The organism is Cereibacter changlensis JA139 (assembly GCF_003034985.1).
Classification (GTDB): domain Bacteria; phylum Pseudomonadota; class Alphaproteobacteria; order Rhodobacterales; family Rhodobacteraceae; genus Cereibacter; species Cereibacter changlensis.
On record NZ_PZKG01000015.1, the window covers coordinates 23,317 to 46,049 of the forward strand.

The 22,733-nt window shown below is 68.4% G+C and carries 21 protein-coding genes; 11 read left to right on the forward strand and 10 right to left on the reverse strand.

Annotation, left to right across the window (positions count from 1 at the left end):
- Nucleotides 1-28: 28 nt before the first annotated feature.
- Nucleotides 29-2,212 carry an excinuclease ABC subunit UvrB gene (gene uvrB, locus C5F48_RS05365; protein WP_107662882.1) on the reverse strand — a complete coding sequence of 728 codons (2,184 nt, stop codon included), beginning with the start codon at nt 2,210-2,212 and terminating at the stop codon, nt 29-31.
- A gap of 265 nt (nt 2,213-2,477) precedes the next feature.
- Between uvrB and C5F48_RS05370 the strand changes: the two genes are divergently transcribed.
- Nucleotides 2,478-2,789 (forward strand): ETC complex I subunit, encoded by a 312-nt coding sequence (locus C5F48_RS05370; protein WP_107662883.1) that lies wholly within the window; start codon nt 2,478-2,480, stop codon nt 2,787-2,789.
- A 201-nt stretch (nt 2,790-2,990) separates the two neighbouring features.
- Here C5F48_RS05370 and C5F48_RS05375 read toward each other — a convergent pair whose 3' ends face one another.
- The 6 genes from C5F48_RS05375 to C5F48_RS05400 are packed head-to-tail and all read right to left on the reverse strand — an operon-like array spanning nt 2,991 to nt 10,347.
- Complete coding sequence (locus tag C5F48_RS05375) at nt 2,991-4,877, reverse strand: CocE/NonD family hydrolase (RefSeq protein WP_211314637.1); 1,887 nt, start codon at nt 4,875-4,877, stop codon at nt 2,991-2,993.
- A complete protein-coding gene (locus tag C5F48_RS05380) occupies nt 4,874-6,445 on the reverse strand; it encodes an ABC transporter substrate-binding protein (protein WP_107662884.1) in 1,572 nt (523 codons plus the stop codon). Before C5F48_RS05380 ends, C5F48_RS05375 begins: the two co-directional genes overlap by 4 nt.
- Nucleotides 6,442-7,512 carry an ABC transporter ATP-binding protein gene (locus C5F48_RS05385; protein ID WP_107662885.1) on the reverse strand — a complete coding sequence of 357 codons (1,071 nt, stop codon included), beginning with the start codon at nt 7,510-7,512 and terminating at the stop codon, nt 6,442-6,444. Before C5F48_RS05385 ends, C5F48_RS05380 begins: the two co-directional genes overlap by 4 nt.
- Nucleotides 7,509-8,492 carry an ABC transporter ATP-binding protein gene (locus tag C5F48_RS05390; RefSeq protein WP_107662886.1) on the reverse strand — a complete coding sequence of 328 codons (984 nt, stop codon included), beginning with the start codon at nt 8,490-8,492 and terminating at the stop codon, nt 7,509-7,511. Before C5F48_RS05390 ends, C5F48_RS05385 begins: the two co-directional genes overlap by 4 nt.
- On the reverse strand, nt 8,489-9,382 hold the full coding sequence (locus C5F48_RS05395; RefSeq protein WP_107662887.1) for an ABC transporter permease: 894 nt from the start codon (nt 9,380-9,382) through the stop codon (nt 8,489-8,491). Before C5F48_RS05395 ends, C5F48_RS05390 begins: the two co-directional genes overlap by 4 nt.
- Nucleotides 9,379-10,347 (reverse strand): ABC transporter permease, encoded by a 969-nt coding sequence (locus tag C5F48_RS05400; protein WP_107662888.1) that lies wholly within the window; start codon nt 10,345-10,347, stop codon nt 9,379-9,381. Before C5F48_RS05400 ends, C5F48_RS05395 begins: the two co-directional genes overlap by 4 nt.
- Before the next feature lie 147 nt (nt 10,348-10,494).
- Between C5F48_RS05400 and C5F48_RS05405 the strand changes: the two genes are divergently transcribed.
- On the forward strand, nt 10,495-11,397 hold the full coding sequence (locus C5F48_RS05405) for a LysR family transcriptional regulator (RefSeq protein WP_107662889.1): 903 nt from the start codon (nt 10,495-10,497) through the stop codon (nt 11,395-11,397).
- A 217-nt stretch (nt 11,398-11,614) separates the two neighbouring features.
- On the opposite strand, the gene C5F48_RS05410 is transcribed toward C5F48_RS05405, so the two are convergent.
- From C5F48_RS05410 to C5F48_RS05420, 3 genes are read right to left on the reverse strand one after another with little or no spacing between them, the layout of a single operon-like run.
- Nucleotides 11,615-12,547: a dihydrodipicolinate synthase family protein gene (locus tag C5F48_RS05410; protein WP_107662890.1), complete on the reverse strand. Its 933-nt coding sequence runs from the start codon at nt 12,545-12,547 to the stop codon at nt 11,615-11,617.
- Nucleotides 12,548-12,558: 11 nt separating this feature from the next.
- Entirely contained in the window at nt 12,559-13,416 is an 858-nt protein-coding gene (locus C5F48_RS05415) for a D-amino-acid transaminase (RefSeq protein ID WP_107662891.1), read from the reverse strand.
- Between the two features lie 11 nt (nt 13,417-13,427).
- Nucleotides 13,428-14,198, reverse strand: a complete 771-nt coding sequence (locus C5F48_RS05420; protein ID WP_107662892.1) for a LamB/YcsF family protein — start codon at nt 14,196-14,198, stop codon at nt 13,428-13,430.
- A 172-nt stretch (nt 14,199-14,370) separates the two neighbouring features.
- Here C5F48_RS05420 and C5F48_RS05425 point away from each other — a divergent pair, with 172 nt between their 5' ends.
- From C5F48_RS05425 to C5F48_RS05465, 9 genes are all read left to right on the forward strand, one after another.
- A complete protein-coding gene (locus C5F48_RS05425) occupies nt 14,371-15,354 on the forward strand; it encodes a TRAP transporter substrate-binding protein (RefSeq protein ID WP_107662893.1) in 984 nt (327 codons plus the stop codon).
- Nucleotides 15,355-15,469: 115 nt separating this feature from the next.
- Nucleotides 15,470-16,003 (forward strand): TRAP transporter small permease subunit, encoded by a 534-nt coding sequence (locus C5F48_RS05430; protein ID WP_107662894.1) that lies wholly within the window; start codon nt 15,470-15,472, stop codon nt 16,001-16,003.
- 10 nt (nt 16,004-16,013) lie between these two features.
- On the forward strand, nt 16,014-17,315 hold the full coding sequence (locus C5F48_RS05435; RefSeq protein WP_107662895.1) for a TRAP transporter large permease: 1,302 nt from the start codon (nt 16,014-16,016) through the stop codon (nt 17,313-17,315).
- Nucleotides 17,316-17,388: 73 nt separating this feature from the next.
- Nucleotides 17,389-18,123 (forward strand): 5-oxoprolinase subunit PxpB, encoded by a 735-nt coding sequence (pxpB, locus tag C5F48_RS05440; protein ID WP_107662913.1) that lies wholly within the window; start codon nt 17,389-17,391, stop codon nt 18,121-18,123.
- Entirely contained in the window at nt 18,120-19,172 is a 1,053-nt protein-coding gene (locus tag C5F48_RS05445) for a 5-oxoprolinase subunit C family protein (RefSeq protein WP_107662896.1), read from the forward strand. The genes pxpB and C5F48_RS05445 overlap by 4 nt, the downstream gene beginning before the upstream one ends.
- Nucleotides 19,169-19,831, forward strand: coding sequence for a GntR family transcriptional regulator (locus C5F48_RS05450; protein WP_107662897.1), 663 nt, complete (start codon nt 19,169-19,171; stop codon nt 19,829-19,831). The genes C5F48_RS05445 and C5F48_RS05450 overlap by 4 nt, the downstream gene beginning before the upstream one ends.
- The gene (locus C5F48_RS05455) at nt 19,828-20,823 is read left to right on the forward strand and encodes a hydroxyacid dehydrogenase (RefSeq protein WP_107662898.1); all 996 of its coding nucleotides are present in this window, start codon (nt 19,828-19,830) and stop codon (nt 20,821-20,823) included. Before C5F48_RS05450 ends, C5F48_RS05455 begins: the two co-directional genes overlap by 4 nt.
- Complete coding sequence (locus C5F48_RS05460) at nt 20,820-22,100, forward strand: Zn-dependent hydrolase (RefSeq protein WP_107662899.1); 1,281 nt, start codon at nt 20,820-20,822, stop codon at nt 22,098-22,100. The genes C5F48_RS05455 and C5F48_RS05460 overlap by 4 nt, the downstream gene beginning before the upstream one ends.
- Nucleotides 22,097-22,732: a GntR family transcriptional regulator gene (locus tag C5F48_RS05465; RefSeq protein WP_107662900.1), complete on the forward strand. Its 636-nt coding sequence runs from the start codon at nt 22,097-22,099 to the stop codon at nt 22,730-22,732. Before C5F48_RS05460 ends, C5F48_RS05465 begins: the two co-directional genes overlap by 4 nt.
- Nucleotide 22,733: the final 1 nt, after the last annotated feature.

The following is a 22,733-nucleotide window of genomic DNA, read 5'->3' on the forward strand; positions in this document are numbered from 1 at the left end:
GCTGCGGTTAACGCCGATGTAGGGAGCGTCAGTGCCGCTTGCTGCGCTTGTTGCCGCCGCGCTGCCCGGCCCGTCCGGCGGTGCTGCGGCCCGAGGATTTCACCGCCGCTTCCGCCGCATCCTCGATCACCGATTGCCGCGCCAGCGGGTCGTCGGCGACCGCCAGCTCCACGGCCTCCAGCCGCTTCACCTCGTCGCGCAGCCGCGCGGCTTCCTCGAACTCGAGGTTCTCGGCGGCCTTGCGCATCTGCAGCCGAAGCGCGTCGAGATGCGCCCCGAGGTTGGAGCCGACCATCGGCTTTTCCACCCGCGCCGTGACCCGCGCCATGTCGGTGTCGCCCTGCCAGAGCCCGGCCAGCACATCCTCGACGTTCTTCTTCACCGTCATCGGCGTGATGCCATGCTCGATGTTGTAGGCGATCTGCTTCTCGCGGCGGCGATCCGTCTCGCGCATCGCCCGCTCCATGCTGCCGGTGATGCGGTCGGCATACATGATCACCCGGCCTTCGGAGTTCCGCGCAGCGCGGCCGATGGTCTGGATCAGCGAGGTCTCGGAGCGCAGGAAACCCTCCTTGTCGGCATCGAGAATGGCCACCAGCCCGCATTCCGGGATATCCAGCCCCTCGCGCAAGAGGTTGATCCCCACCAGCACGTCGAAGGCGCCGAGCCGCAGGTCGCGCAGGATCTCGATCCGCTCGATCGTGTCGATGTCGGAGTGCATGTAGCGGATGCGGATGCCCTGCTCGTGGAAATATTCGGTCAGATCCTCGGCCATGCGCTTGGTCAGCACCGTGACCAGCACCCGCAGATCCTGCAGCGCCACCCGGCGGATCTCGTCCAGAAGATCGTCCACCTGCATCTCGACCGGGCGGATCTCGACCTTGGGGTCGATGAGACCGGTGGGGCGGATCACCTGCTCGGTGAAGACGCCGCCGGTCTGCTCCATCTCCCAGGCCGCCGGGGTGGCCGAGACGAAGACCGACTGCGGCCGCATCGCATCCCATTCCTCGAACTTCAGCGGGCGGTTGTCCATGCAGGAGGGCAGGCGGAACCCATGCTCGGCCAGGGTGAACTTGCGCCGGTAGTCGCCCTTGTACATGCCGCCGATCTGCGGGACCGAGACGTGGCTTTCGTCGGCGAAGACGATGGCGTTGTCGGGGATGAATTCGAACAGCGTCGGCGGCGGCTCGCCCGGAGCGCGGCCGGTGAGATAGCGCGAATAGTTCTCGATGCCGTTGCACACTCCGGTCGCCTCCAGCATCTCGATGTCGAAGGAGGTGCGCTGCTCCAGCCGCTGCGCCTCCAGGAGCTTGCCCTCGTTCACCAGCTGGTCGAGCCGGTGACGCAGCTCCTTCTTTATGCCGATCACCGCCTGCTGCATTGTCGGGCGCGGCGTGACGTAGTGCGAATTGGCGTAGATGCGGATCTGCTTGAAACTGTCGGTCTTGGCGCCCGTCAGCGGATCGAACTCGACGATCGCCTCCAGCTGATCACCGAAGAACGAGAAGCGCCACGCCCGGTCGTCGAGGTGGGCCGGCCAGACCTCGAGCGAATCGCCCCGGACCCGGAAGCTGCCGCGCTGGAAGGCCTGATCGTTGCGGCGGTATTGCTGGGCCACCAGTTCGCCCAGCAGCTGGCGCTGGTCGTAGCTTTCGCCCACCACCAGATCCTGGGTCATGGCCGAATAGGTCTCGACCGAGCCGATACCGTAGATGCAGGACACCGAGGCGACGATGATCACGTCGTCACGCTCCAGGAGCGCCCGGGTGGCCGAGTGGCGCATCCGGTCGATCTGCTCGTTGATCTGCGATTCCTTCTCGATATAGGTGTCCGACCGCGGCACATAGGCCTCGGGCTGGTAGTAGTCGTAGTAGGATACGAAGTATTCGACGGCGTTGTCCGGGAAGAAGCCCTTGAACTCGCCATACAATTGCGCCGCCAGCGTCTTGTTGGGCGCGAGGATGATCGCCGGGCGCTGGGTCTCCTCGATCACCCGCGCCATGGTGAAGGTCTTGCCGGTGCCGGTGGCGCCCAGCAGCACCTGATTGTGCTCGCCCGCCAGGACGCCCTCGCTCAGCTCGGCAATCGCCGTCGGCTGGTCGCCCGCCGCCTGGAACGGGGTCTGCAGCTTGAAGCGCTTGCCGCCCTCCAGTTTCGGGCGGGTGAGCACTTCGGGGCGGTGCATCGGCAGGTTGGTGTTGTTGTGCGGCATGGTGATTCCTCTGACCGCCTAGATTTGATCTGTTTTTGTTCCCAAACAAGGGGCGGGGCGCAGATCTTCATCTGCAATTAACCGTCATGCGGCAGTCTGGCCCGGCAAGCAGCATGGCTGCCGGCCGGTCGCACCACACCCCACCCACCCTCCCGTGACCGGCCGGCAGTTCCCCGCGCGCCCCGCGGGTCTTCCGGGGCTGCACGGTCTTGATTTGCCCGGCGAAAGCCGCCAATAACGGTGCGACATGTGAAGGAGCCCGGCCATGCGCGCGCGTATCTACCAGCCTGCGAAGAATGCGATGCAATCCGGCGTCGGCAAGGCCAGGGACTGGGTTCTGGTGTTCGAGGCCGCGACCGCCCGCGACATCGACCCGCTGATGGGCTGGACCTCGTCGGACGACACCCAGAGCCAGGTCACCCTGCGCTTCGACAGCCGCAAGGCCGCCGAGGATTACGCCCGCGACCACGGCATCGACGCCGAGGTGGTGGAGCCGAAACCGCGCAAACCGATCCTCCGCGCCCGCGGCTACGGCGAGAACTTCGCCACCGACCGCCGCGGCGCCTGGACGCACTGAAGATTTGTAGATCGGGCCTGCTGCCGCCAAGCATCGGCCCGGGAGCAGGACTGATGTCACCGTCGAACTCGTGACGACCGCCTTCGGGCGGTCTTTTTTGTCGAAGGGCGCAGCGGGTCGGGGAGGGCAGGGGCGCGACAGAGCCTCCAAGCACAATCCGGATGCGCCGGGTCCCCGGCGCATCCAGAGAAGGGGCGGTCGTCAGTCCCCTGTCTGCGGCAGGCGCAGCAATTCCAGCACGCTGCCGGCCTCGCCCAGGTGCAGGCTGTTCACCGCGATCCGGCTGCGGCGCGAGGTGCCCTCGGGCTCGCCGGTGTTCGGGTTGATGTCGTATTTCGGGAAGTTCGACGACGAGATGTCGAGCCTGATCCGATGCCCCTTGGCGAAGCGGTTCGTCGTGGCGAAGGGGGTGATGGTGATCTCGAAGGCGCCCTCGTCGGGGCCGACGAGCTCCGGCGCATCGTAGCCCTTGCGGTAGCGGACGCGGAAGATCCCGTCGGTGATGTTGAGCGCATAGCCGCGCGGGTAGTCGGCGGAGGGCGGATAGACATCGACCAGCTTGGCGGTGAAATCCGTGTCCGGCGCATCGGTGGAGACCTTGAGCCGCACCGTCACCGGGCCGGCGATCACCATGTCTTCGACCAGAGGCGCGGTCTCGAAGCTCAGCACATCGGGCCGCGCGGTCAGCGGCATGCCGGGCGCGGTGCAGCCGAAGATGCCCTCGGCCTCGACCTGATCGAAGCCGCCGCCGGAGAAGATTGGCTCGCCGGAGGTCAGCGAGCCGCCGATCGTCGGCACCGGGTGGCGCGGATCGTAGTCGTAGGACAGCACCTGTTCCGCGCCGGGGGTGTCGCCCAGCGTCATGTCGGCGCGCAGATGCAGCACCAAGGGCTCCGCCTCCGGCACCGGCCAATCCGTGGTCTCGATCCACTGCCCGCCGTGGTCGAGGTGCCCGGACCCGGTTTTGCGCCCCGAGCCGCCGCCCATGACAAAGAGATGCACGCGGCCATCGAGCACCGGCGCCGCCTCGTCCTTCAGCCAGCGGGCGAAGAATTTCAGCCGGTAGGTCAGCCAGTCACTGTCGACCTGCGCGTCGAAGGTCGCGGCCTCGCCGAAATCGGCATCGCCGAAGACCCGCTCCGAGCGGTTGCCGTGGGTCCAGGGCCCCATGATCAGCGTCAGCGGGCGCTCGGGATCGCCCTTGAGGCCCGCGTAATTCTCCAGCGTGGTCTGCACATAGGCGTCATACCAGCTCGACATGAAGATGATCGGCAGTTTCGGGAAGGTCTGGTAATAGCCCGCGGCCCAGAGCCCGGTTTTCTTCCAGAAGTCGTCGAAGGTTCCGTGCTGCCACTGGTCGAGCAGATAGGCCTCGTAATCGGGGTCCCATTTCACCGGCGAGCGGCCCTTGGTCCAGGGCGTGCGGGCCATCCAGCCGTGCAGGTCTTCCGCCTGGATCGCGCGCAGGATGTCGGGCTCGGCGGCGGACAGCGGGCTTTCCATCGCGCGGTTGTAGGCCCAGGTCGCCTGCTTCATCTCCAGCGCCCCGCCCTGGCGGATGCCGCAGGTGAAAGCGTTGGAGAAGCCGCCCGAATCCACCGCCATGCAGGCGAGGCCGGGCGGGTTGAGACAGGCCATCGCCATCTGCACATGGGCGTCGTAGCTCAGGCCCATCGTGCCGATGCGCGAGTTGTTCCAAGGCTGCGCCTCGATCCAGACCATCGCGTCGTAGCCGTCCTCGGCCTCGTTCACATACTTCGTGAACACGCCTTCCGAGGCATAGCGCCCCCGGCAATCCTGCCAGATGACGACATAGCCCTTGCGCACCAGCAGGCAGGCCAGGTCGGGACGGCTGTAGGGGGTGGGCCGCGCCACGGAGAGTTCGGTCCGCGGCGTGCCGGCCTTGTCGTAGGGCGTGCGCTCGAAGATCACCGGAAGCGGCGTCTCCACGGGGCGGCCGCCCTCCGCCGGGCGGTAGATGTCGGTGGCAAGACGCACACCGTCGCGCATCGTGATCATCACGTCGCGGTGGACGATGATTCCGTCTTCGACCAGTTCCCCGGCCGGGAGGGCGACCTCGGTACTCATTCGGCGCTCCGGATTTCCTGCGGCAGGGTATCTTCGGACAGACCGGCCGTGATGGCGAGCCCGTCCTTCAGGCCCCAGTGGATCACCTGCCAGTAGAGCGGCACGATGGGCGTGTCCTCGAAGACGAGGCGCGTGGCGTCCTGCAGCATTTCGATGCGCTTCGCCTCGTCGAACTCCTGCAGCGCGGTGTCGATCGCGCTGTCGAATTCGGCGTTGGAATAGCGCACGCGGTTGAAGGCGCCGACGCCGGCTTCCTTGTCGTAGCTGTGCAGCAGGGCCTGCAGGCTCGGGCCCGAAGTCGGGGTGGAGGAGCCGAGCGAGAAGACGAAGGCGCCGTACTCGCCCGCCGTCGCCGCCTTGGAATAGACGTTGTAGGGGAAGACCTGCACGCCGCTGACCTTGAGCCCGCCGCGCGTCAGCATCTGCCCCAGCGCCTGCGCCAGATCGGCGTCGCCCGGGAAACGGTCGTTCGAGGAGGAGATCGTCAGGCTGAAGCCCTCGGGATAGCCCGCCTCGGTCAACAGCGCCTTGGCCTGCTCCAGATCCGGCTGATCCGGGATCACGTCATCGGCATGGCCGCCCAGAACCTCCGGCACCAGTTGCCCGGCGGGAACGCCCGAACCGCCGAGGATCCGGTCGACGATCAGCTGGCGGTCGATCATCAGCGAGACAGCCTTGCGCACGCGCGGGTCCTTGAAGGGATTGTCGGCGAGGGGCTGGCCGTCCGCCCCGGCGACGCCCGGCGCGGTGTCGGCGCGCATCGAGAGGCCAAGGTAGATGATCCGGCCCGACTGCGTCGAGAAGACCGAAAAGCCGTCGCTGTTCTCGACGGTGGCCACATCGGTCGGCGGCACGGCGTCGATCACGTCGACCGCGCCCGACAGCAGCGCCGCGACCCGCGCCGCGTCGTTGGAGATGAAACGGACCTCGACGTCCTTGAACTCGGGCGCCGTGCCGTAGAAGCCGTCATGGGCCTGCAGCTCCAGCGTCTCGCCCGGGGTCCAGGAAACGAACTTGTAGGGGCCGGTGCCGACGGCGACCTCGGGCGTCATGAAGTCCTCGCTCGAGCGGCCCTCGGTGGCGGCCTTCGAGACGATGAACACCCGGCCGATGTCTTCCATCAGCGTCGGCGCCGGGGCGTTGGTGGTGATGCGGATCGTCAGGTCGTCGACCTTCTCCATCCCCGCCACGGCCGAGACCTGATCGGTATAGGGTGCGGGCGAGTTCGGCACCTCGTCGGCGCGCTCCAGCGAGAAGATCACGTCGTCAGCGGTGAAGGCCGAGCCGTCGTGAAAGGTGACGCCGGAGCGCAGCTTGATCTCCCAGGTGGTCGGGTCGATGTTCTGCCAGCTTTCGGCCAGACCGGGGCTGACCTGCAGGTTGGCGTCGAACTCGACCAGCCGCCCGAAGATCATCGTCGAGGTCATCTGGTTGTTGCCGGTGCGCGAGAACTGCGGGTCGATCGAGGATTGCTCGCTCGACCGGCCGATGGTCAGATCCTGCGCCAGGGCGGGCATGGCCACGCCGCAGAGCAGGGCCGCGAGCGCGGCGGATTTGAAGCTTGTCATGGATGATCTCCCTGATGGTTTCTTGTGTCGCTTGCGATGTCCGAGGGCAGCCGCCCCATGCCGCCGTTCAAGTGGCAGGCCGCGCGATGCCCTGCCGCCACGTCGATCAGCGGCGGGCGGGTGGTCTTGCAGATCTCCATCGCGAAGGGGCAGCGCGGATGGAAATGGCAGCCCGAGGGCGGATTGACCGGCGAGGGGATCTCGCCCTTCACCGGCGCGAAGGCCCGCGCCCGGCGGTCGAGCCGCGGGATCTCCTGCAGCAGCGCCTCGGTATAGGGGTGGCGCGGCGCGTCGAAGATGGCGTCGGTCGCCGCCTCTTCCACGACGCGGCCCAGATACATGATCACCACCCGGTCCGAGATGTGCCGCACCACCGACAGATCGTGGCTGATGAACAGCAGCGTGAGCCCCAGCTCCTGCCGCAGCTCCATGAAGAGGTTGATGACCTGCGCCTGGATCGAGACGTCGAGCGCGGCGATGCTCTCGTCGCAGATCAGGAAATCGGGGTTCACCGCCAGAGCGCGGGCGATGCCGATGCGCTGACGCTGGCCGCCGGAGAACTGGTGCGGATAGCGGTCGGCCATCGCCGGATCGAGCCCGACGCGGCCCAGAAGCTCCTCGACCAGCCGCCGGGCCTCGGCGCGCGAGGCGAGCCCGTGGACCCGCGGCGCCTCGGCGATGATCTCGCGCACCCGCTTGCGCGGGTTGAGCGAGGACATCGGGTCCTGGAAGATGATCTGCGTCGCCAGACGCATGTCGCGCGCGGCCTTGCCCTTCAGCCCGGCGATGTCCTGGCCGTGGTGCTCGACCCGGCCCCCGGTCGGCGGCAGCATCCCCGCGATCACCCGGCCCAGCGTGGACTTGCCGCAGCCGGATTCGCCGACGAGGCCGACCACCTCGCCCTTGCGCACCTCGAGATCGACGGCATCGAGTGCCCGGACCGCGGGCGGCGGCTTGGCGATGCCGAGGCGGATCGCCAGACGGTCGACGGCATCGGTGCCGCGCTGGAAACGCTTGGTGACGCCCACGGCGCGCGCAACCGGGGCTGCTGGGGTCGCATCGGTCATGCGCGCACCTCCGTGGGGGTCTGCAGCGGGTGGAAGCAGCGCCAGCCATGCTGACCGGTGAGCGTCTCGGGCGGTTCTGTCTGGCAGATCTCGGTCGCGCGGGCGCAGCGCGGCCGGAACGGGCAGCCGCTGGGCCGCCCGAGCGCCGGGGGCGCGGAGCCCGGGATCTGCCGCAACGGCTTGCCGCGCTCGTTTGCCATCGGCGTCGAGCCGATCAGCCCGGCGGTATAGGGATGCTGCGGCGCGTCGAGCACCTCGTCGATGGTGCCGCGCTCGACGATCCGGCCCGCATACATCACCGCCACCCGCTGCGCGAGCGCGGCGACCACCCCTAGGTCATGGCTGATCCAGATCAGCCCCAGCCCCATCTCGGCGGCCAGCTTCTGCACCTGCGCGAGGATCTGGCTCTGGATCGTCACATCGAGCGCGGTCGTCGGTTCGTCGGCGATGATGAGGTCGGGCTCGTGCAGCAGGGCGATGGCGATGGCCACGCGCTGCCGCATCCCGCCGGAGAACTCGTGCGGGTAGGCGTCGATCCGCTCCGCCGGATGCGGGATGCCGACCTTGCCCAGCGCCTCGACCGACCTGGCGCGGGCCTCGGCGCGGCTGACCTTGCGATGCGCCTGCACCGTCTCGATCATCTGGGTGCCGATCCGCAGCACCGGGTTCAGCGTCATCATCGGGTCCTGGAAGATCATCGCGATCCGGTCGCCCCTGAGCGAGCGCAGCCGGGCCGGAGAGGCGGTGCGGAGATCCTCGCCCTTGAAGTCGATGCGGCCCTCGACCACCCGGCCCGGCTTGTCCACCAGCCCGATCAGCGAGAAGCCGGTGACCGACTTGCCCGACCCGCTCTCGCCCACCAGCCCGAGGATCTCGCCCCGGCCGACATCGAGATCGACGCCATCGACCGATTTCACGATGCCCTTGGGCGTGTCGAACCAGGTTTTCAGGCCCTCGACCCGGAGAAGTGGCGCGCTCATGTCTCGATCCTCGGGTTCAGCACCACCCGCAGCCGGTCACCGACAATATTGACCGAGAAGACGATGACGAGCAGCAGGAGCCCCGGGTAGACGCTCATCCAGTAGAGCCCGGCCAAGAGCACCTGATAGCCGTTGGCGATCAAGAGCCCGAGCGAGGGTTCGGTGATCGGCAGACCGATCCCGAGGAAGGAGAGCGTCGCCTCCGCGGCGATGGCATTGGCCACCTGGATCGTGCCGATCACGATCAGCGGCGGCAGGCAGTTCGGCAGGATATGCGCGGCGAGGATGCGGGCGGGCGACAGGCCGAGGCAACGGGCGGCCTCCACATAGTCCTTGCCGGTCTCGACCAGCGCGGCGGCGCGGACGGCGCGGGCGAAATAGGCCCATTGCACGAAGATCAGCGCGAGGATCACCTTCCACGTCCCCTGCCCGAAGACCACGAGGATCATCAGGGCGACGAGGATGGTGGGAAAGCCCAGCATCAGATCGACCACCCGCCTGATGAAGGCATCGACCCTGCCCCCGGCATAGGCGGCGATCAGTCCCAGCGTGGTCCCGACGAGCAGCGCCAGCAGGCCAGAGGTCAGGCCGACGGCGAGGCTGGTCCTCAGCCCGTAGAGCATGGCCGAGAACATGTCGCGCCCCTGCGTGTCGGTGCCGAGCCAGAAGGTCATCCCCGACATTCCTTCGCTGCCCGGCGGCAGGCGGCCGTCGAAGAAGTCGATCTGCGCGAGGTCGTAGGGATTCTGCGGCGCGATCAGCGGGGCGAGGATGGCCGCGATGACCAGCGCGAGGCAGATGAAGGCCGCGACCGAGGCCTTGGGGCTGGCGAGGAGACCGCGCAGGATGCGCGCCGGCATGCTTTCGCCGGACAGGAAGGCGCCGGTCATGCCCGCCCCCTGATGCGCGGGTCGAGCAGCGAGTAGAGCAGGTCGACGAGAAAGTTGATCGCGATGAACATCGCCACGATGACGAGGATGTAGGCCACTACCACCGGACGATCGAGCGCGTTGATCGAGTCGATGATCAGCTTGCCCACCCCCGGCCAGGCAAAGATCGTCTCGGTCACCACGGCGAAGGCGATGAGCGAGCCGAACTCCACCCCGATGACCGTGACGATCGGGATGAGGATGGTCTTGAACACATGCACGAAGAGGATCCGCCCTTCGGAAAGGCCGCGCGCCCGGGCGAACTTGACGAAATCGAGCGGCATCGTCTCCTGCACCCCGGTCCGGGTCATGCGGATCACGAGGGCGATCTGCGCCAGCGCCAGATTGGTTGCGGGCAGGATGAGATGGGTGAACCCGTCCCATGTGGCGAAGCTGGTGCGGATGCCGAGGATGGTGCCGGTCTCGCCCCGCCCGGTGGAGGGCAGCCAGCCAAGCCAGACCGAGAAGATCATCACCAGCATCATCCCCTGCCAGAAGTTCGGCAGCGAGAAGCCGAGGATCGAGCCGGTCATCACGCTCTCGTCAACCAGCGTCTGCGGCTTGGTCCCGGCCCAGAGCCCGAGCGGCAGGCCGATCACCAGCGACAGCACCAGCGCCGTGGTGGTCAGCTCCAGCGTGGCCGGAAGCCGCTCGAAGATCACCGAGAGCGCCGGGCGGTTGAAGACGAAGGAGTTGCCGAAGTCGCCGGTCAGGGCCGAGCCGAGGAAGGTCAGATACTGCATCGGCAGCGGCGCATCGAGGTTCAGCGAGGCCGCGACCTGCGCGCGCTCCGCCGCCGTCGCATCGCCCGGCAGCAGGATTTCCAGCGGGTCGCCGATGGCGAAGACGCCGAGGAAGACGATCACCGAGGTCGCGAGCAGCACGATCACCGCCTGGATCAGGCGCCGGAAGATGAAGACGGTCATGCCGCGGATCTTTTTCGACGGGACAGGGCGGAAACCGGAGCTGGTGTCATATCGTCGCTACCTTCCATTTCACTTGACCTTGCGGAATGATTCGAAGCTATGCAAGATCATGCGTAAACTTGGTAAGTCCATGAGGAAACGGCATAGATGCAGCTGAGCCTGCTGGAGACCTTCCGCGCTGTCGTCGAGAAGGGCACGACACAGGCCGCGGCCGAGGCGCTGGGCCTGTCGCAATCCGGGGTCAGCCGCCGGATCGCCCAGCTGGAAGAGGAGTTGGGCATCCCGCTCTTCGTCCGCGACCGCGGGCGGCTGATCCCGACGCGCGAGAACCGGCTGCTGCAGGGCCAGATCGTCGGGCTGGTGGAGCATGGCGCGCGGCTCACCCAGCGGGCGGGCGAGCTGAGGGCCGGGAACTACGCCACCGAGATGCTGCGCGTCGCCTTTCCGGCCAGCCTGACCATGTCGATCGTGCCGACGATACTCGCCGATTTCCTCGCCCGCAACGAGCGGGTGCAGGTCGAGCTGCACACCGGCGCCTATGACACGATCGAGCGGATGATCCTCGACGAGCGGGCCGAGATCGGCTTTCTGCGCATGCCGACGCAACGCACCGGGCTTGTGACCACGCCGGTGATCGAAGTGCCGACGGTCTGCGTCATGCCGCGCGGCCATCCGCTGGCAGAACGCGAGACGGTGTCGATCGGCGACCTTCATGCTGTGCCGCTGATCCTTTTGGGCCGGATGCGCCTGCCGCGGCGTGACATCGACGAGGCCTTCTGGGAGGTGGGCCTGCGCCCGCTGGTGCGGGTGGAGGCGCATTCCGTGCAATCCGCCTGCGCGCTCGCCGCCCGCGGCATCGGGGTGACGCTGGTGAACGAGCTGATGGCCCGCGACTTCGCCCATCTGCCGATCGAGATCCGGCCGCTGCGCGAGAGGCTCCTGCACCGCTTCGCCTTCGCCGTGACCGAAGGCGTGCCGGCGACCGAGATCGCCCGGCAGTTCATCGAGACCAGCATCAGCCGCTTCGGCAGCATGCTCTCCGAGCCCTGAAGCGGCGCGGAGCGTGCCTCAGCTGCCGGGGCAGGCAAGCCGGGTCCTGCGGCAAGAGCCATGGGCGGTGCTGGACCGGTTGGCGGCGCCTGGGGTGAGCGGCCTCGGTCTATCCTTCCCCGGTCAGAGGGACACCCTGCCGGACCGGCAGGGTGGAGCGCCGCGAGGCCCTCCGGCCGACCGGCCGCCTTAGCCTCTCGGCGCGAGGGCTCGGCATCTACAGGCGGTCCGCCAGCCTCGCCTCGAGGCGCGCCATCAGCCGGTCGGTCTCGGCCGCGTCCATTGCCGACATCTTCGGCCCCGGTGCGCGGGTGGCGGCCGAGGTGATGGCGCCGCGCTTCATCAGCACGTACTTGCGCACCGCCAGCCCGAAGCCCGGCTGCTGTTCGTGGCGCAGGATCGGGATGTAGCGGTCGAAGAGATCCTCGGCCTCGTCCACCCGGCCTGCCTGATGCAGCGCCACCGTCTGCACGAGCGCCTCGGGATAGGCAAAGCCCGTCATGGCGCCGTCGGCGCCGCGCTGCAGCTCCTGCGGCAGGTAGAGCCCGCCATTGCCGCAGAGGATCGAGAGCCGCGCGACCTCCGGCGCCTCCTCCTGCTTGCGCAGCTGGGTGATCTTGGTCAGCCCCGGCCAGTCCTCGTGCTTGAGCATGACGATCTGCGCGCGCTCCTGCGACAGACGGCGGATCAGCGCGGGCGAGACCGGCAGTCCCGTGGCCAGCGGGAAGTCCTGGAAGCAGACCGGCACGTCCGGTCCGAGCGCCTCGCAGACGGCGTGGAAATAGCCTTCGATCCGGTCCTCGCGCGCGGGCCCGGCCGAGGGGGCCACCATGACGCCCGCCGCGCCCTCGTCCATGGCATAGGAGGCGAGATTGGTGAGGTTGCCGAGGCCCGGGTCCGAGACGCCCACCACCACCGGCAGGTCGCCCGTGCGCGCGAGCACCGTGTCGATCACCGCGCGGCGCTCGTCGCCGGTCATCTTGTTGGCCTCGCCCATCATGCCGAGGATGGTGAGGCCGGTCACGCCGTGGCCGATGTAGAAATCGACGAGGCGGCGGAGGCTCTCGTGGTCGATGGCGCCCTGATCCGTGAAGGGGGTCGCGGCGATGATGTAGACGCCGCTTGTGTGGCGGTTGATCCGGTCGGCCATGGTCTCTCTCCTCAGATTGCCGACGCGCGGCGGGTCTCGATGTAGAAGCGCCGCAGGTCGCGGGTCAGCGCGGCGGGCTTGCCGTCGCCCACGGTCGCGCCGTCGATGGCCACCACGGGAACCACGAAGTTGGTGGCCGAGGTGATGAAGGCCTCGCGGGCGGCCCGCGCCTCGTCGGGGGTGAAGGCGCGTTCCTCGACGCGCACGCCATGCGCCGCGGCCAGTTCCAGCACCGAGGCGCGGGTGACGCCGGGCAGGAGCGCGTGCGAGAGGTCGCGGGTGACGAGCACGCCCTCGGCGGTCACGATATGCGAGGTGGCGGCGCTGGCTTCGGTCACGAAGCCGTCCTCGACCAGCCAGGCGTCGTCGGCGCCGCGGGCCCTGGCCTCCATCTTCGCCATGCAGGGATAGAGCAGTTGCACCGTCTTGATGTCGCGCCGTCCCCAGCGCAGGTCGGGCAGCAGCGCCACGCGGATGCCCGCCTCGGCCGCGGCGTTTTCCAGCACGTTCTTGGCCTGGGTGAACATCACGAGCGTCGGCAGCGTGCCGGCGGGCGGATAGACGAAGTCGCGCTCGGCCACGCCCCGGGTCAGCTGGAGATAGATCATCCCCTGATCGAGCGCGTTGCGGGCCACGATCTCGCGATGCACCGCAAGCAGCTCGGCCTCGGTGAGCGGCAGGCTCAGGCCCAGCTCCTGCGCCGACCGCTGCAGCCGCGCGGCATGGCCCGCATAATCGACGAGCTTGCCGTCGAGCACGCAGGTCACCTCGTAGATGCCGTCCGCCATGAGGAAGCCGCGGTCGAAGACCGAGACCTTGGCCTCCGATTCAGGCAGCCAGGCCCCGTTGAGATAGAGAGTGCGGGTCATGGTCGGATCCTTCAGGCTTGGGCGAACGGCGCGATGGCGATGCCGTTCTCTTCGAGGGCGCTGCGCAGGCGGCGGGCGATGGCGACCGCGCCCGCGGTATCGCCATGGATGCAGAGCGTGTCGGGGCTGACCGGCAGCCGCTTGCCGCCCGTCGTGGGGATATGGCCGTTCACCACCATCTCGAGCACCTGCGCGAGGCTCTGCTCGGGGTCGTGGATCACCGCGCCGGGCTGGCTGCGCGGGGTAAGCTCGCCCGCATCCGTATAGCTGCGGTCGGCATAGATCTCGCAGGCGACCCGGAGGCCCGCCTGTTCGGCGGCGCGGAAGGTTTCGGAATAGGGCAGCGTCACGAAGATGAGGCCAGGATCGACCGTCCGGATCGCCCGGACGCAGAGCGCGGCGAGGTCAGGGTCGACCGCCGCCATGTTGCCGAGCGCGCCATGGGTCTTCACATGGGTCATCGGATGGCCCTCCAGCGCGGCCATGCCCTGCATCGCCACGATCTGGAAGATGAGCTGGGTCTCGAGATCCTCGGGCCGCTCGCCCGAGATCCGCCGCCGGCCGAAACCGTAGAGATCGGCAAAGGAAGGATGCGCGCCCACCGAGACGCCCTTCTCCTTGGCCATGCGGATCGTCCGGCGCATCACCACCGGGTCGCCGGCGTGGAATCCGCAGGCGATGTTGGCCGACGTCACCAACTCCAGCATGCCGGCGTCGTCGCCGATCACATAGGCGCCGAAGCTCTCGCCCATGTCGCAGTTCAGATCGATCTTCTTAACCATCCCGCGTCGTCCTTTGCGTAAAAGTTGAGCTTTTACATTGCATTGTGCTTTTTGTTTCGTCGATCGCGGTCGGAGATTGACAGGCCGCCTCGCCGCGCTTCATAAAACGGATACTGTTGGTATACTGAAATCTCAAGAGTAATCCAGCCAACCAAACCCGGAAAGGGAGAACATGAAACAGGGAAGTTTCGCAGTATCTGCAGCCTTTGCGCTTTCGGCGGTCGCCAGCTCGGCATGGGCGGAAACGCGGTGGGACATGTCGATCGTCTGGCCCGAAGGCAATTTCCATACCCAGAATGCGATGGCCTTCGCCGAAGCGGTCAAGGAGGTCACGGAGGGCGAGCTGGTCATCACCGTCCACTCCGGCGGGGCGCTCGGCATCAAGGGGCCGGAGGCGATGGCCGCGGTGCGGGACGGGCTGGTCCCGATCGCCGATATCCTGCTGAACCAGCAGGTCGGCGAGGCGCCGATCCTGGGCATCGAGACGCTGCCCTTCCTCGCGCCCTCGATGGCCGAGCTTGCGCTGCTGCACAAGTTCTACCGGCCGAAGCTGGAGGAAGTCGCCGCGGGCATGAACCAGAAGATCCTCTACATGGTGCCTTGGCCGGGTCAGGCCGTCTTCGCGCCCAATCCGATCAACACGGTCGAGGATCTGAAGGGCCTGACCGTCCGCGTCGTCGACTCCAATGGCAATGACTTCTTCGGCGCCCTCGGCGCGGTGCCGATCCAGATGCCCTGGGGCGAGGTCGTGCCGTCGCTCGCGGCGGGCACCATCAAGGGCGTCACCACCTCGTCCTCTTCGGGCGTGGATGGGTCGTTCTGGGAATTCACCAAATACATGAGCACGTTCAACTGGCAGGCGTCGTCGAACGTCATGTCGGTGAACCTCGACGCGTGGAACGAGCTGCCGCTCGAGACCCAGGAGAAGATCGAGGCGGCGGCGGCCAGTCTCGAAGGCCAGTTCTGGCAGAACAGCCGGGCCGAGGATGACAAGAAGATCGCCCTGCTGAAAGAGAACGGCGTCGAGGTCTCCGCCCCCTCGCCGGAGCTGTCGGCCAAGCTGATGGAGACGGCGCTGCCGCTGTGGGATGCGTTCAAGACCCGGGTGCCGGAATCGGCTCCGATCATCGACGCCTATCTCGCCGTGCGCAACTGAGGGGATGCCCGTCGGGGATGCGGCGGGGCCTTCGGCCCGGCCGCATCCTTTCCCCGTTCCCTGCGCCGCAGTCCCGCGGCGCTGGCTTCCCTTCCTCGTCAGACGGCTGAGTTCCATGACCTCACTTTCATCGATCCGCTTCCGCCGGACGCTCGCCGTGATCGACGGCGTGACCGATCTCGGCGGCTATATCGGCGCGCTTTCCCTGCTGGGCATCCTGGGGCTCATCGCGGCCGAACTCTTCTCGCGGAACCTCCTTGCCTATTCCCTGCACTTTTCCTGGGATCTTGCCGGTTACCTGATGGGGACCTGCTTCCTTCTCGCCAGTGGCAGCGCGCTCAAGGGTGGCAGCCATGTCAGGGTCACGGCCTTGCTGGAAACCCTGCCGCGCGCTGTCGGCCGGGTGATCGAATTCGCCGCCTGCGGCGTCGGCCTCGTGATCTGCGGCTACCTGACATGGGCCTTGGTCGAGATGGCCTGGCTTTCCGGTCTGCGCGGCTCGACCGCCGCCACCTCGTTCCGGGTGCCCCTCGTCTATCCCCAATCCGCCCTCGCCATCGGCGCTGCGATCCTCACCCTGCAGTGCCTTGCACAGATGCTGCGCCTGTCGCGCGGCGAGCCGATCTCTGTCGGCCCCGGCCTCGAATAGGAGCAGGATCATGGGAAAAGTCATCGCAACCCTGCTCGGCCTCATCACCCTGCTGCTGGGCAGCGGCCTCTGGATCGGGCTTGGCCTCATCGGCACGGGGGCCGGGCTGATCGCGCTGTTCCGGCCGAACATGCCCGGGCTGAAGCTCTTGGCGCAACAGACCTACAACGTCGTCGTCTCTCCCGAACTGCTGGCCCTGCCGCTCTTCATCCTGATGGCGGAGATCCTGTTCCGGACGAGGATCTCCGAAGCATTGTTCTCGGGCCTGTCACCCTGGCTGCGCCGGGTGCCGGGGCGGCTGACCCATCTCACGGTGCTGGGCTGCACGATGTTCGCCTCCGTCTGCGGCTCGTCGGCGGCGACGACGGCGACCGTGGGGCGCATCACCGCCAAGGAGCTGATCGACCGCGGCTACAACCGCGACCTGGTGACCGGCAGCCTTGCCGGGGCGGGGACGCTGGGGTTCCTGATCCCGCCCTCGACCATCATGATCATCTACGGCGTGATGGCCGAGGAATCGATCCTGCGGCTGTTCATCGCCGGGATCGTGCCGGGCCTCATGCTCGCGGCGGCCTACATGGGCTATCTGGCGACCCGCGCCCTGCTGAACCCCTCGCTCATGGGCGAGGTGCCCGTGCGCACCAGCTTCCGCGAGAAGATGGTGGCGCTGAAGGGCCTCGGACCGCTGCTTCTGCTCATCGGGGGCGTGATCGGGTCGATGTATGGCGGCATCGCCTCGCCGACCGAGGCGGCGACCGTCGGCGTCCTCGTCTCGATGGTCATCGGCTTCGCGCAGCGCACGCTCACGCTGGGCGGACTTCTCTCCGCGGCGCGTCAGGCGGCCGAGAGCTGCGCCATGATCGGGCTCATCATGATCGGCGCGATGTTCCTGTCCACCGTGCTCGGCTATCTGGGCATCCCGCGCTACATCGCGACGGAGATCCAGAGCTGGGGCATGTCGCCGCTGATGCTGATCGTGGTGCTGCTGGTCTTCTATGTCCTGCTCGGCACGGTCATGGAGGGGCTCGGCATCATCGTCATGACCCTGCCGATCACCTTGCCGCTCGCCATGGCTGCGGGCTACGACAAGGTGTGGTTCGGCATCTTCCTGGTGATCGTGGTCGAGATGGCGCAGATCACCCCGCCCGTGGGGTTCAATCTCACCGTCATCCAGCGTCTGACCGGCGACAGCATGGGCCGCATCACCCGCGCGACGATGCCGTTCTTCCTGATCATGGCGGCCTTCGTCCTGCTGATCGCGCTGTTCCCCGGCATTATCAGCTTCCTGCCCGAGATGATGCGCAATAACTGACACGTTCCGCGGCCCTCGGGGGCCGCGGATGCTCCTGAACGCCGATCCTTCGAAAAGAGTATGATCCGTGACCATGACCCCCCGCCTGCTTCTCTGCGGTGACAGTGCCCTCACGATCCAGATCGGCGAGACGATCGATGCCGAGTGCAACGCCCGCATCATCGCGCTCGCCGCCGAGGTGGAAGCGGCCGTGCGCGCCGGCGCGCTCGAGGGGGTGCAGGACATCGTGCCCACCTACCGCTCGCTCCTCGTCTGCTACGATCCCGAGCGGATCCGCGGCGCCGAGCTCGGGTCGCGGCTGCTCGTGCTCGCGGGCCAGCCGCGCGAGACGGCGCAGGCGCGGCGGCTCTGGCGCGTGCCCTGCCTCTATGGCGGCGAGGTCGGGCAGGACCTCGAGGAGATGGCGCGCATGAAGGGCCTGACGCCGGAGGAGCTGATCGCCCTCCATTCCGGCGCCGATTACCGCGTCTACATGATCGGCTTCGCGCCGGGCTTCGCCTATCTCGGCGGCCAGCCCGAGATCCTGCACACGCCCCGCCTGCCGAAGCCGCGCCAGAACATCCCGCGCGGCGCCATCGGCATCGGCGGCCAGCAGGGCAACATCAACTCGGTCGCCGGTCCCTCCGGCTGGCGCTTTCTGGGCTGGACCCCGGTGCGTTCCTTCGATGCGTCGCGCCCCGAGCCTTTCCTGTTCCGCGCGGGCGACCATGTCCGCTTCCACCCGATCGACGCCGAGGAGGCTCGCGTTCTCGAGGCGCGGAGCGCCGCCGGCAAGATGATCGTCACTCCGGAAGAGATCGGCCTATGACCCTGGACGTTCTTTCCGCCGGACCCATGCTCACCGTGCAGGACGCGGGCCGTTTCGGTCTGCGCCACATGGGCGTCTCGCCCGCGGGCCCGATCGACCGCGCCGCCATGGCGCTCGCGAACGGGCTGGTCGGCAATGCGCCCGGCGCGGCGGCGCTGGAATTCGCCGGACCGGCGGGCAGCTTCCGCTGCGACCGCCCCGTGCGCTTCGCGATTGCCGCTGCGGATTGCGTCATCCGCATCGACAAACGTGTGGTCCTCGCCGGCGAGAGCCATCGGCTCAACCCAGGCGAAACGCTCACGGTGGGGGCGCCGGACGGGGCGGTCTGGGCCTATCTCGCCTTCTCCGGCGGGCTCGACCTGCCCGGGGTGCTGGGGTCCTGCGCGACCCATCTGCGCTCCGGCCTCGGCGGGATCGAGGGCCGTGCGGTCCGTGCGGGTGATCGCCTGCCCTTGGGGGAGCAGACGCCCGACGCGCCCTGCCTGCGACCCGAGAGCCCGGTGTTCCTGCACGAGGAGGGGCCGATCCGGCTGGTTTTGGGCCCGCAGGACAGCAGCTTTTCGCCCGAGGTGATCCGAAGCCTTACCGAGCGTGAGTTCATCGTGACCCCGCAGCGCGACCGGATGGCCATGGTGCTGGGCGGCGTCGAACTGCCGGCCGCCAAGGGGCATGACATCGTCTCCGATGGCACCGTGCCCGGCTCGGTGCAGGTGCCGGGCTCGGGGATGCCGCTCGTGCTGCTGGCCGAGAGCCAGACCACCGGCGGCTATCCCAAGATCGGCACCGTCGCCTCGGTCGATCTGGCGCGGCTGGCGCAGATGCCGGTCGGCGCGCGCTTCCGCTTCAGCCTCGTCACCCCGGCCGAAGGCGAGGATCTCTGGATCGCGAAGCAGGCCCGTCTGCGGCAGATGCTCCGGTCCTTCGTGGCCAAGCCGGAGAGCGTGCTGCGCTCGGATTACCTCCTGTCCTGCGAGCTTGTCGGCGGCTTCTACGATGTGGAAGAGATCCTTCGCCCGGTCACCCTCCCGGACAGGGATCGGCGGCCATGACAGCCCCCAGACCACTCGCCCACGAGGCCTATCAGCGGATCATCTCGATGATCTTCGAAGGCGCGCTGAAATCCGGCGATCTGCTGCAGGAAGCCGCCCTGGGGGAGCTGTTCGGCATGTCGCGCACTCCCGTGCGCGAGGCGATCAAGCGGCTGGAGAGCGAAGGCCTCGCCGTCGTGATGGGGCGGTTCATCCGCGTGCGCAGCGTGACGCCCGCCGATGTCGAGGAGGTGTTCTTCCTGCGGCTGGAACTCGAGCCGCTTGCGGCGCGGTCGGCGGTGCGGCTGCCCCCGGCGCAGGTCGACGCGATGGAAGCGCGGGTGCGTCACCTCATGGCGTCGGACCCGGCAGTCAACGATCTCCAGCGCCAGACCGACTACGAATTCCACCACCTGCTCGGGCGCGAATTCGGCAATCAGGCCATTGCGCAGACGGTCTCGGCCCTGCACCGGCGTACCTGCATCTTCGACCACAATCAGGTGCCAGAGCGGTTCCTGCGAGGCTGCGAGGAGCATCTGGAGATCCTCGACGCCGTGCGCAGCGGCAATGCCGACGCCGTCGAGGCGCGGCTGCGCGCCCATCTCGAACATGCGCGGGATGCCGTGCTTCTCCGTCTGCGCCGCGCCGCCGCGGCGCCCGTTACCGCGAGTGCCTCATGAACTGCCTGATCGTCCAACCCATCCACGAGGCGGGACTCGCCGCCCTCCGCGCGGCCGGGATCACGCCGGTGCTGTGTCCTGCCCCCGACATGGCGACGGTGGCGCGCCACATGGGCGGCATAGATGCTGTGATCACCCGCGACGCGGGCCTCGATGCCGCGGCCTTCGCGGCGGGCGACCGGCTGAAGGCCGTGGTGGTGCATGGCGCGGGCCACGATCCGGTGGACAAGGAGGCGGCCGCCCGCAAGGGCGTGATCGTGGCCAATACCCCCGGCGCCAACGCGCGCTCGGTGGCCGAACTGGCCGTGGGACTGGCGCTCGCCGTGGTCCGCCGCATCCCCGCCGCCGACCGCGCGGTCCGCGAGGGGCAGGGCGGCTTTCGCGAATCCGCCCGCTTCTCGGAACTCCGCGGGCGCACCGCGCTGATCGTGGGCTGGGGAGCCAGCGGCCGCGAGACGGGGCGGATGCTGGCGCAGGCCTTCGACATGCGCCTTCTCGTCCATTCGCCGCGCGTGCCGCGGATCGAGGGAGGCGAACGCGTGGCGAGCCTCACCGAAGGGCTGGGCGAGGCCGATCTCGTGTCGCTCCACACGCCGCTGCGCCCCGAGACCCGGCACATGATCGACGCCCGCGCCTTCGCCGCGATGCGACCGGGCGCCATCCTCGTCAACATGGCCCGCGCGGGTCTGGTGGACGAGGCGGCGCTTCTCGAGGCGGTGGCTTCGGGCCATCTGGGCGGCGCGGGGCTCGATGTCTGTTCGCCCGGCGCGCCCTCTGGCCCGCTGGCCGGGCACGGCAACGTGGTCTTCACGCCGCATCTCGGCGGCACGACCGAGCAGGCGCTGCGCCGCGTGGCCGTCGAGGCCGCGCGCCACGTCATCGAGGCGCTGGCGGGCAGGCTGCCCGAAACCGCGATCAATCCCGATGTCTGGCGCGCGGAGACCCGCAGCCCTGCCTCCGCCGAAACCAAGGTCGGAAGGACCTGCGCATGACCGATCTGCCCATGGCTGAAACCACCCCCGCCCGCACCATCCGCAACACCATCGACCGGGTGCTGGCCGCGGTGAACGCCCTGTCCGAAGCCGGCCCCGGCTGGACTCGCCCGTCCTATTCCGACCTCGAAAGCCGAGCCCATGCGCTGATCGAGGCCGAGGCTCGCGCGCTGGGCATGAGCGTCAGCCGCGACCATGCCGGTAACCTCTTCGCCCGGATGCAGGGGCGCGACCCGAGCCTTCCGCCGCTGCATTGCGGCTCGCATCTCGACACGGTGGCTGAGGGCGGCGCCTTCGACGGGCAGGCGGGCGTGGCCGCCGCGCTGGCGCTCGTCGCCGCCATGCGCGAGGCGGGCGTCACACCCGAGGCCGATTTCGTCCTGACAGTGACACGGGCCGAGGAGAGCGTCTGGTTTCCCGTCTCCTACATCGGTTCGCGCGCGGCGCTCGGCCGGCTGCTGCCCGAAGAGCTCGAGGCGCGCCGCGTGGATACCGGACGGACCCTGGCCGAGCACATGCGCGAGCAGGGCTTCGACCCCGACGCGCTGATGCGGGCCGAGCCGCCGAAGCCCGCCCGCTTCCTTGAATTCCACATCGAGCAGGGTCCGGTCCTCGACCGCGCGGGCGAGCCCTATGGCATCGTCTCGGCGATCCGGGGTGGGCTGCGCTACCGCACGGCGCAAGTGCATGGCGCCTGGGCCCATTCCGGCGGCGCCCCGCGCGAGGGGCGCGCCGATGCGGTGGTGGCCTTCGCCGATCTCGTCATGGCGATGGACCGGGCATGGCAGGGATTCCTCGCGCGCGGGGCGGATCTGACCGTGACCTTCGGCAAGGTCGACGCCGCCTCGCCCGCGCATGCGATGGCCAAGGTGCCGGGAGAACTCGGCTTTTGCCTCGACCTGCGCTCGGAGGATGTGGCGGTGCTCGATGCGGCCGATCTCGTGCTGCGCGAGGAGATCCGCCGGATCGAGACCGAGCGGCCCGGCATCCGCTTCGATCTTGGCGCCCAGAGCCGCAGCCAGCCCGCGCGTCTCTCGCCCGCGATGATCGACTGGGTGGCGGGTGGCGCCGCGCGCCGGGGCGACGCGCCGCGCCGGATGCTCTCGGGCGGCGGCCATGATGCGGCGGCCTTTGCCAGCGCGGGCTGGGACAGCGTCATGGTCTTCATCCGCAACTGGAACGGCAGCCATTGCCCCGACGAGGGGATGGACCCGGCCGACCTCGCCCGCGCGGTCGAGGCCGTCTTCGCCGCCCTGTCCGGGAACGGCTCCCCATGAGTCCCGAGACCCTTTCGCAGAGCGCCTACCGCCGGCTTCGCGATGACATCCTCGAGGGCCGGATCGCGCCGAATACGATCCTGACCGAGCGCGAGCTGGCCGAGCGGCTGGGCATCTCGCGCACGCCGCTGCGCTCGGCGCTCTCGGTGCTCGAGCGCGAGCAGGTGATCGAGCGGATGGCCAACGGCGCGCTCCTCGTGCGGCGCGTCTCGGTCGAGCAGCTGCTCGACATCATCCAGCTGCGCCTGATCCTCGAACGCGCCGCCGCGCGCCGGGCGGCGGGCTTCGGCATAACACCCGAACTTGAAGCCGCGCGCGAGGCGCAGCTGCGCTACCTCGACGCCGGGGCGATGGATTTCGAGAGCTTCTGGCAGGATGACGGCATCTTCCACCGCGCGGTGGCGCTGGCCGCTGGCCTGACGCTGCTGCCGGGGTTGCTCGCCGAGCAGCGCGCCATCGTGCGGCGCAGCACCATCATCCGCACCCACACCAATTTCGCCGATCAGGCCCGCGAGCATATCGCGGTGATCGACGCGATCGCCAGCCGCGACGCCGCGACGGCCGCTGCCGCCATGGCGCTTCATTTCGACCGTATGCGCGCCCGCACGCTGGGCTGGCTCAACAAGGACTGAC

Coding starts and splice junctions, on each gene's coding strand:
- C5F48_RS05445 (WP_107662896.1), top strand. CDS start 18,120: ATGACCCTGGACGTTCTTTCCGCCGGACCCATGCTCACCGTGCAGGAC.
- C5F48_RS05405 (WP_107662889.1), top strand. CDS start 10,495: ATGCAGCTGAGCCTGCTGGAGACCTTCCGCGCTGTCGTCGAGAAGGGC.
- C5F48_RS05410 (WP_107662890.1), bottom strand. CDS start 12,547: ATGGCCGACCGGATCAACCGCCACACAAGCGGCGTCTACATCATCGCC.
- C5F48_RS05450 (WP_107662897.1), top strand. CDS start 19,169: ATGACAGCCCCCAGACCACTCGCCCACGAGGCCTATCAGCGGATCATC.
- C5F48_RS05390 (WP_107662886.1), bottom strand. CDS start 8,492: ATGAGCGCGCCACTTCTCCGGGTCGAGGGCCTGAAAACCTGGTTCGAC.
- C5F48_RS05395 (WP_107662887.1), bottom strand. CDS start 9,382: ATGACCGGCGCCTTCCTGTCCGGCGAAAGCATGCCGGCGCGCATCCTG.
- C5F48_RS05425 (WP_107662893.1), top strand. CDS start 14,371: ATGAAACAGGGAAGTTTCGCAGTATCTGCAGCCTTTGCGCTTTCGGCG.
- C5F48_RS05385 (WP_107662885.1), bottom strand. CDS start 7,512: ATGACCGATGCGACCCCAGCAGCCCCGGTTGCGCGCGCCGTGGGCGTC.
- C5F48_RS05430 (WP_107662894.1), top strand. CDS start 15,470: ATGACCTCACTTTCATCGATCCGCTTCCGCCGGACGCTCGCCGTGATC.
- C5F48_RS05400 (WP_107662888.1), bottom strand. CDS start 10,347: ATGACCGTCTTCATCTTCCGGCGCCTGATCCAGGCGGTGATCGTGCTG.
- pxpB (WP_107662913.1), top strand. CDS start 17,389: ATGACCCCCCGCCTGCTTCTCTGCGGTGACAGTGCCCTCACGATCCAG.
- C5F48_RS05455 (WP_107662898.1), top strand. CDS start 19,828: ATGAACTGCCTGATCGTCCAACCCATCCACGAGGCGGGACTCGCCGCC.
- C5F48_RS05370 (WP_107662883.1), top strand. CDS start 2,478: ATGCGCGCGCGTATCTACCAGCCTGCGAAGAATGCGATGCAATCCGGC.
- C5F48_RS05380 (WP_107662884.1), bottom strand. CDS start 6,445: ATGACAAGCTTCAAATCCGCCGCGCTCGCGGCCCTGCTCTGCGGCGTG.
- C5F48_RS05420 (WP_107662892.1), bottom strand. CDS start 14,198: ATGGTTAAGAAGATCGATCTGAACTGCGACATGGGCGAGAGCTTCGGC.
- C5F48_RS05460 (WP_107662899.1), top strand. CDS start 20,820: ATGACCGATCTGCCCATGGCTGAAACCACCCCCGCCCGCACCATCCGC.
- C5F48_RS05465 (WP_107662900.1), top strand. CDS start 22,097: ATGAGTCCCGAGACCCTTTCGCAGAGCGCCTACCGCCGGCTTCGCGAT.
- C5F48_RS05375 (WP_211314637.1), bottom strand. CDS start 4,877: ATGAGTACCGAGGTCGCCCTCCCGGCCGGGGAACTGGTCGAAGACGGA.
- C5F48_RS05415 (WP_107662891.1), bottom strand. CDS start 13,416: ATGACCCGCACTCTCTATCTCAACGGGGCCTGGCTGCCTGAATCGGAG.
- C5F48_RS05435 (WP_107662895.1), top strand. CDS start 16,014: ATGGGAAAAGTCATCGCAACCCTGCTCGGCCTCATCACCCTGCTGCTG.
- uvrB (WP_107662882.1), bottom strand. CDS start 2,212: ATGCCGCACAACAACACCAACCTGCCGATGCACCGCCCCGAAGTGCTC.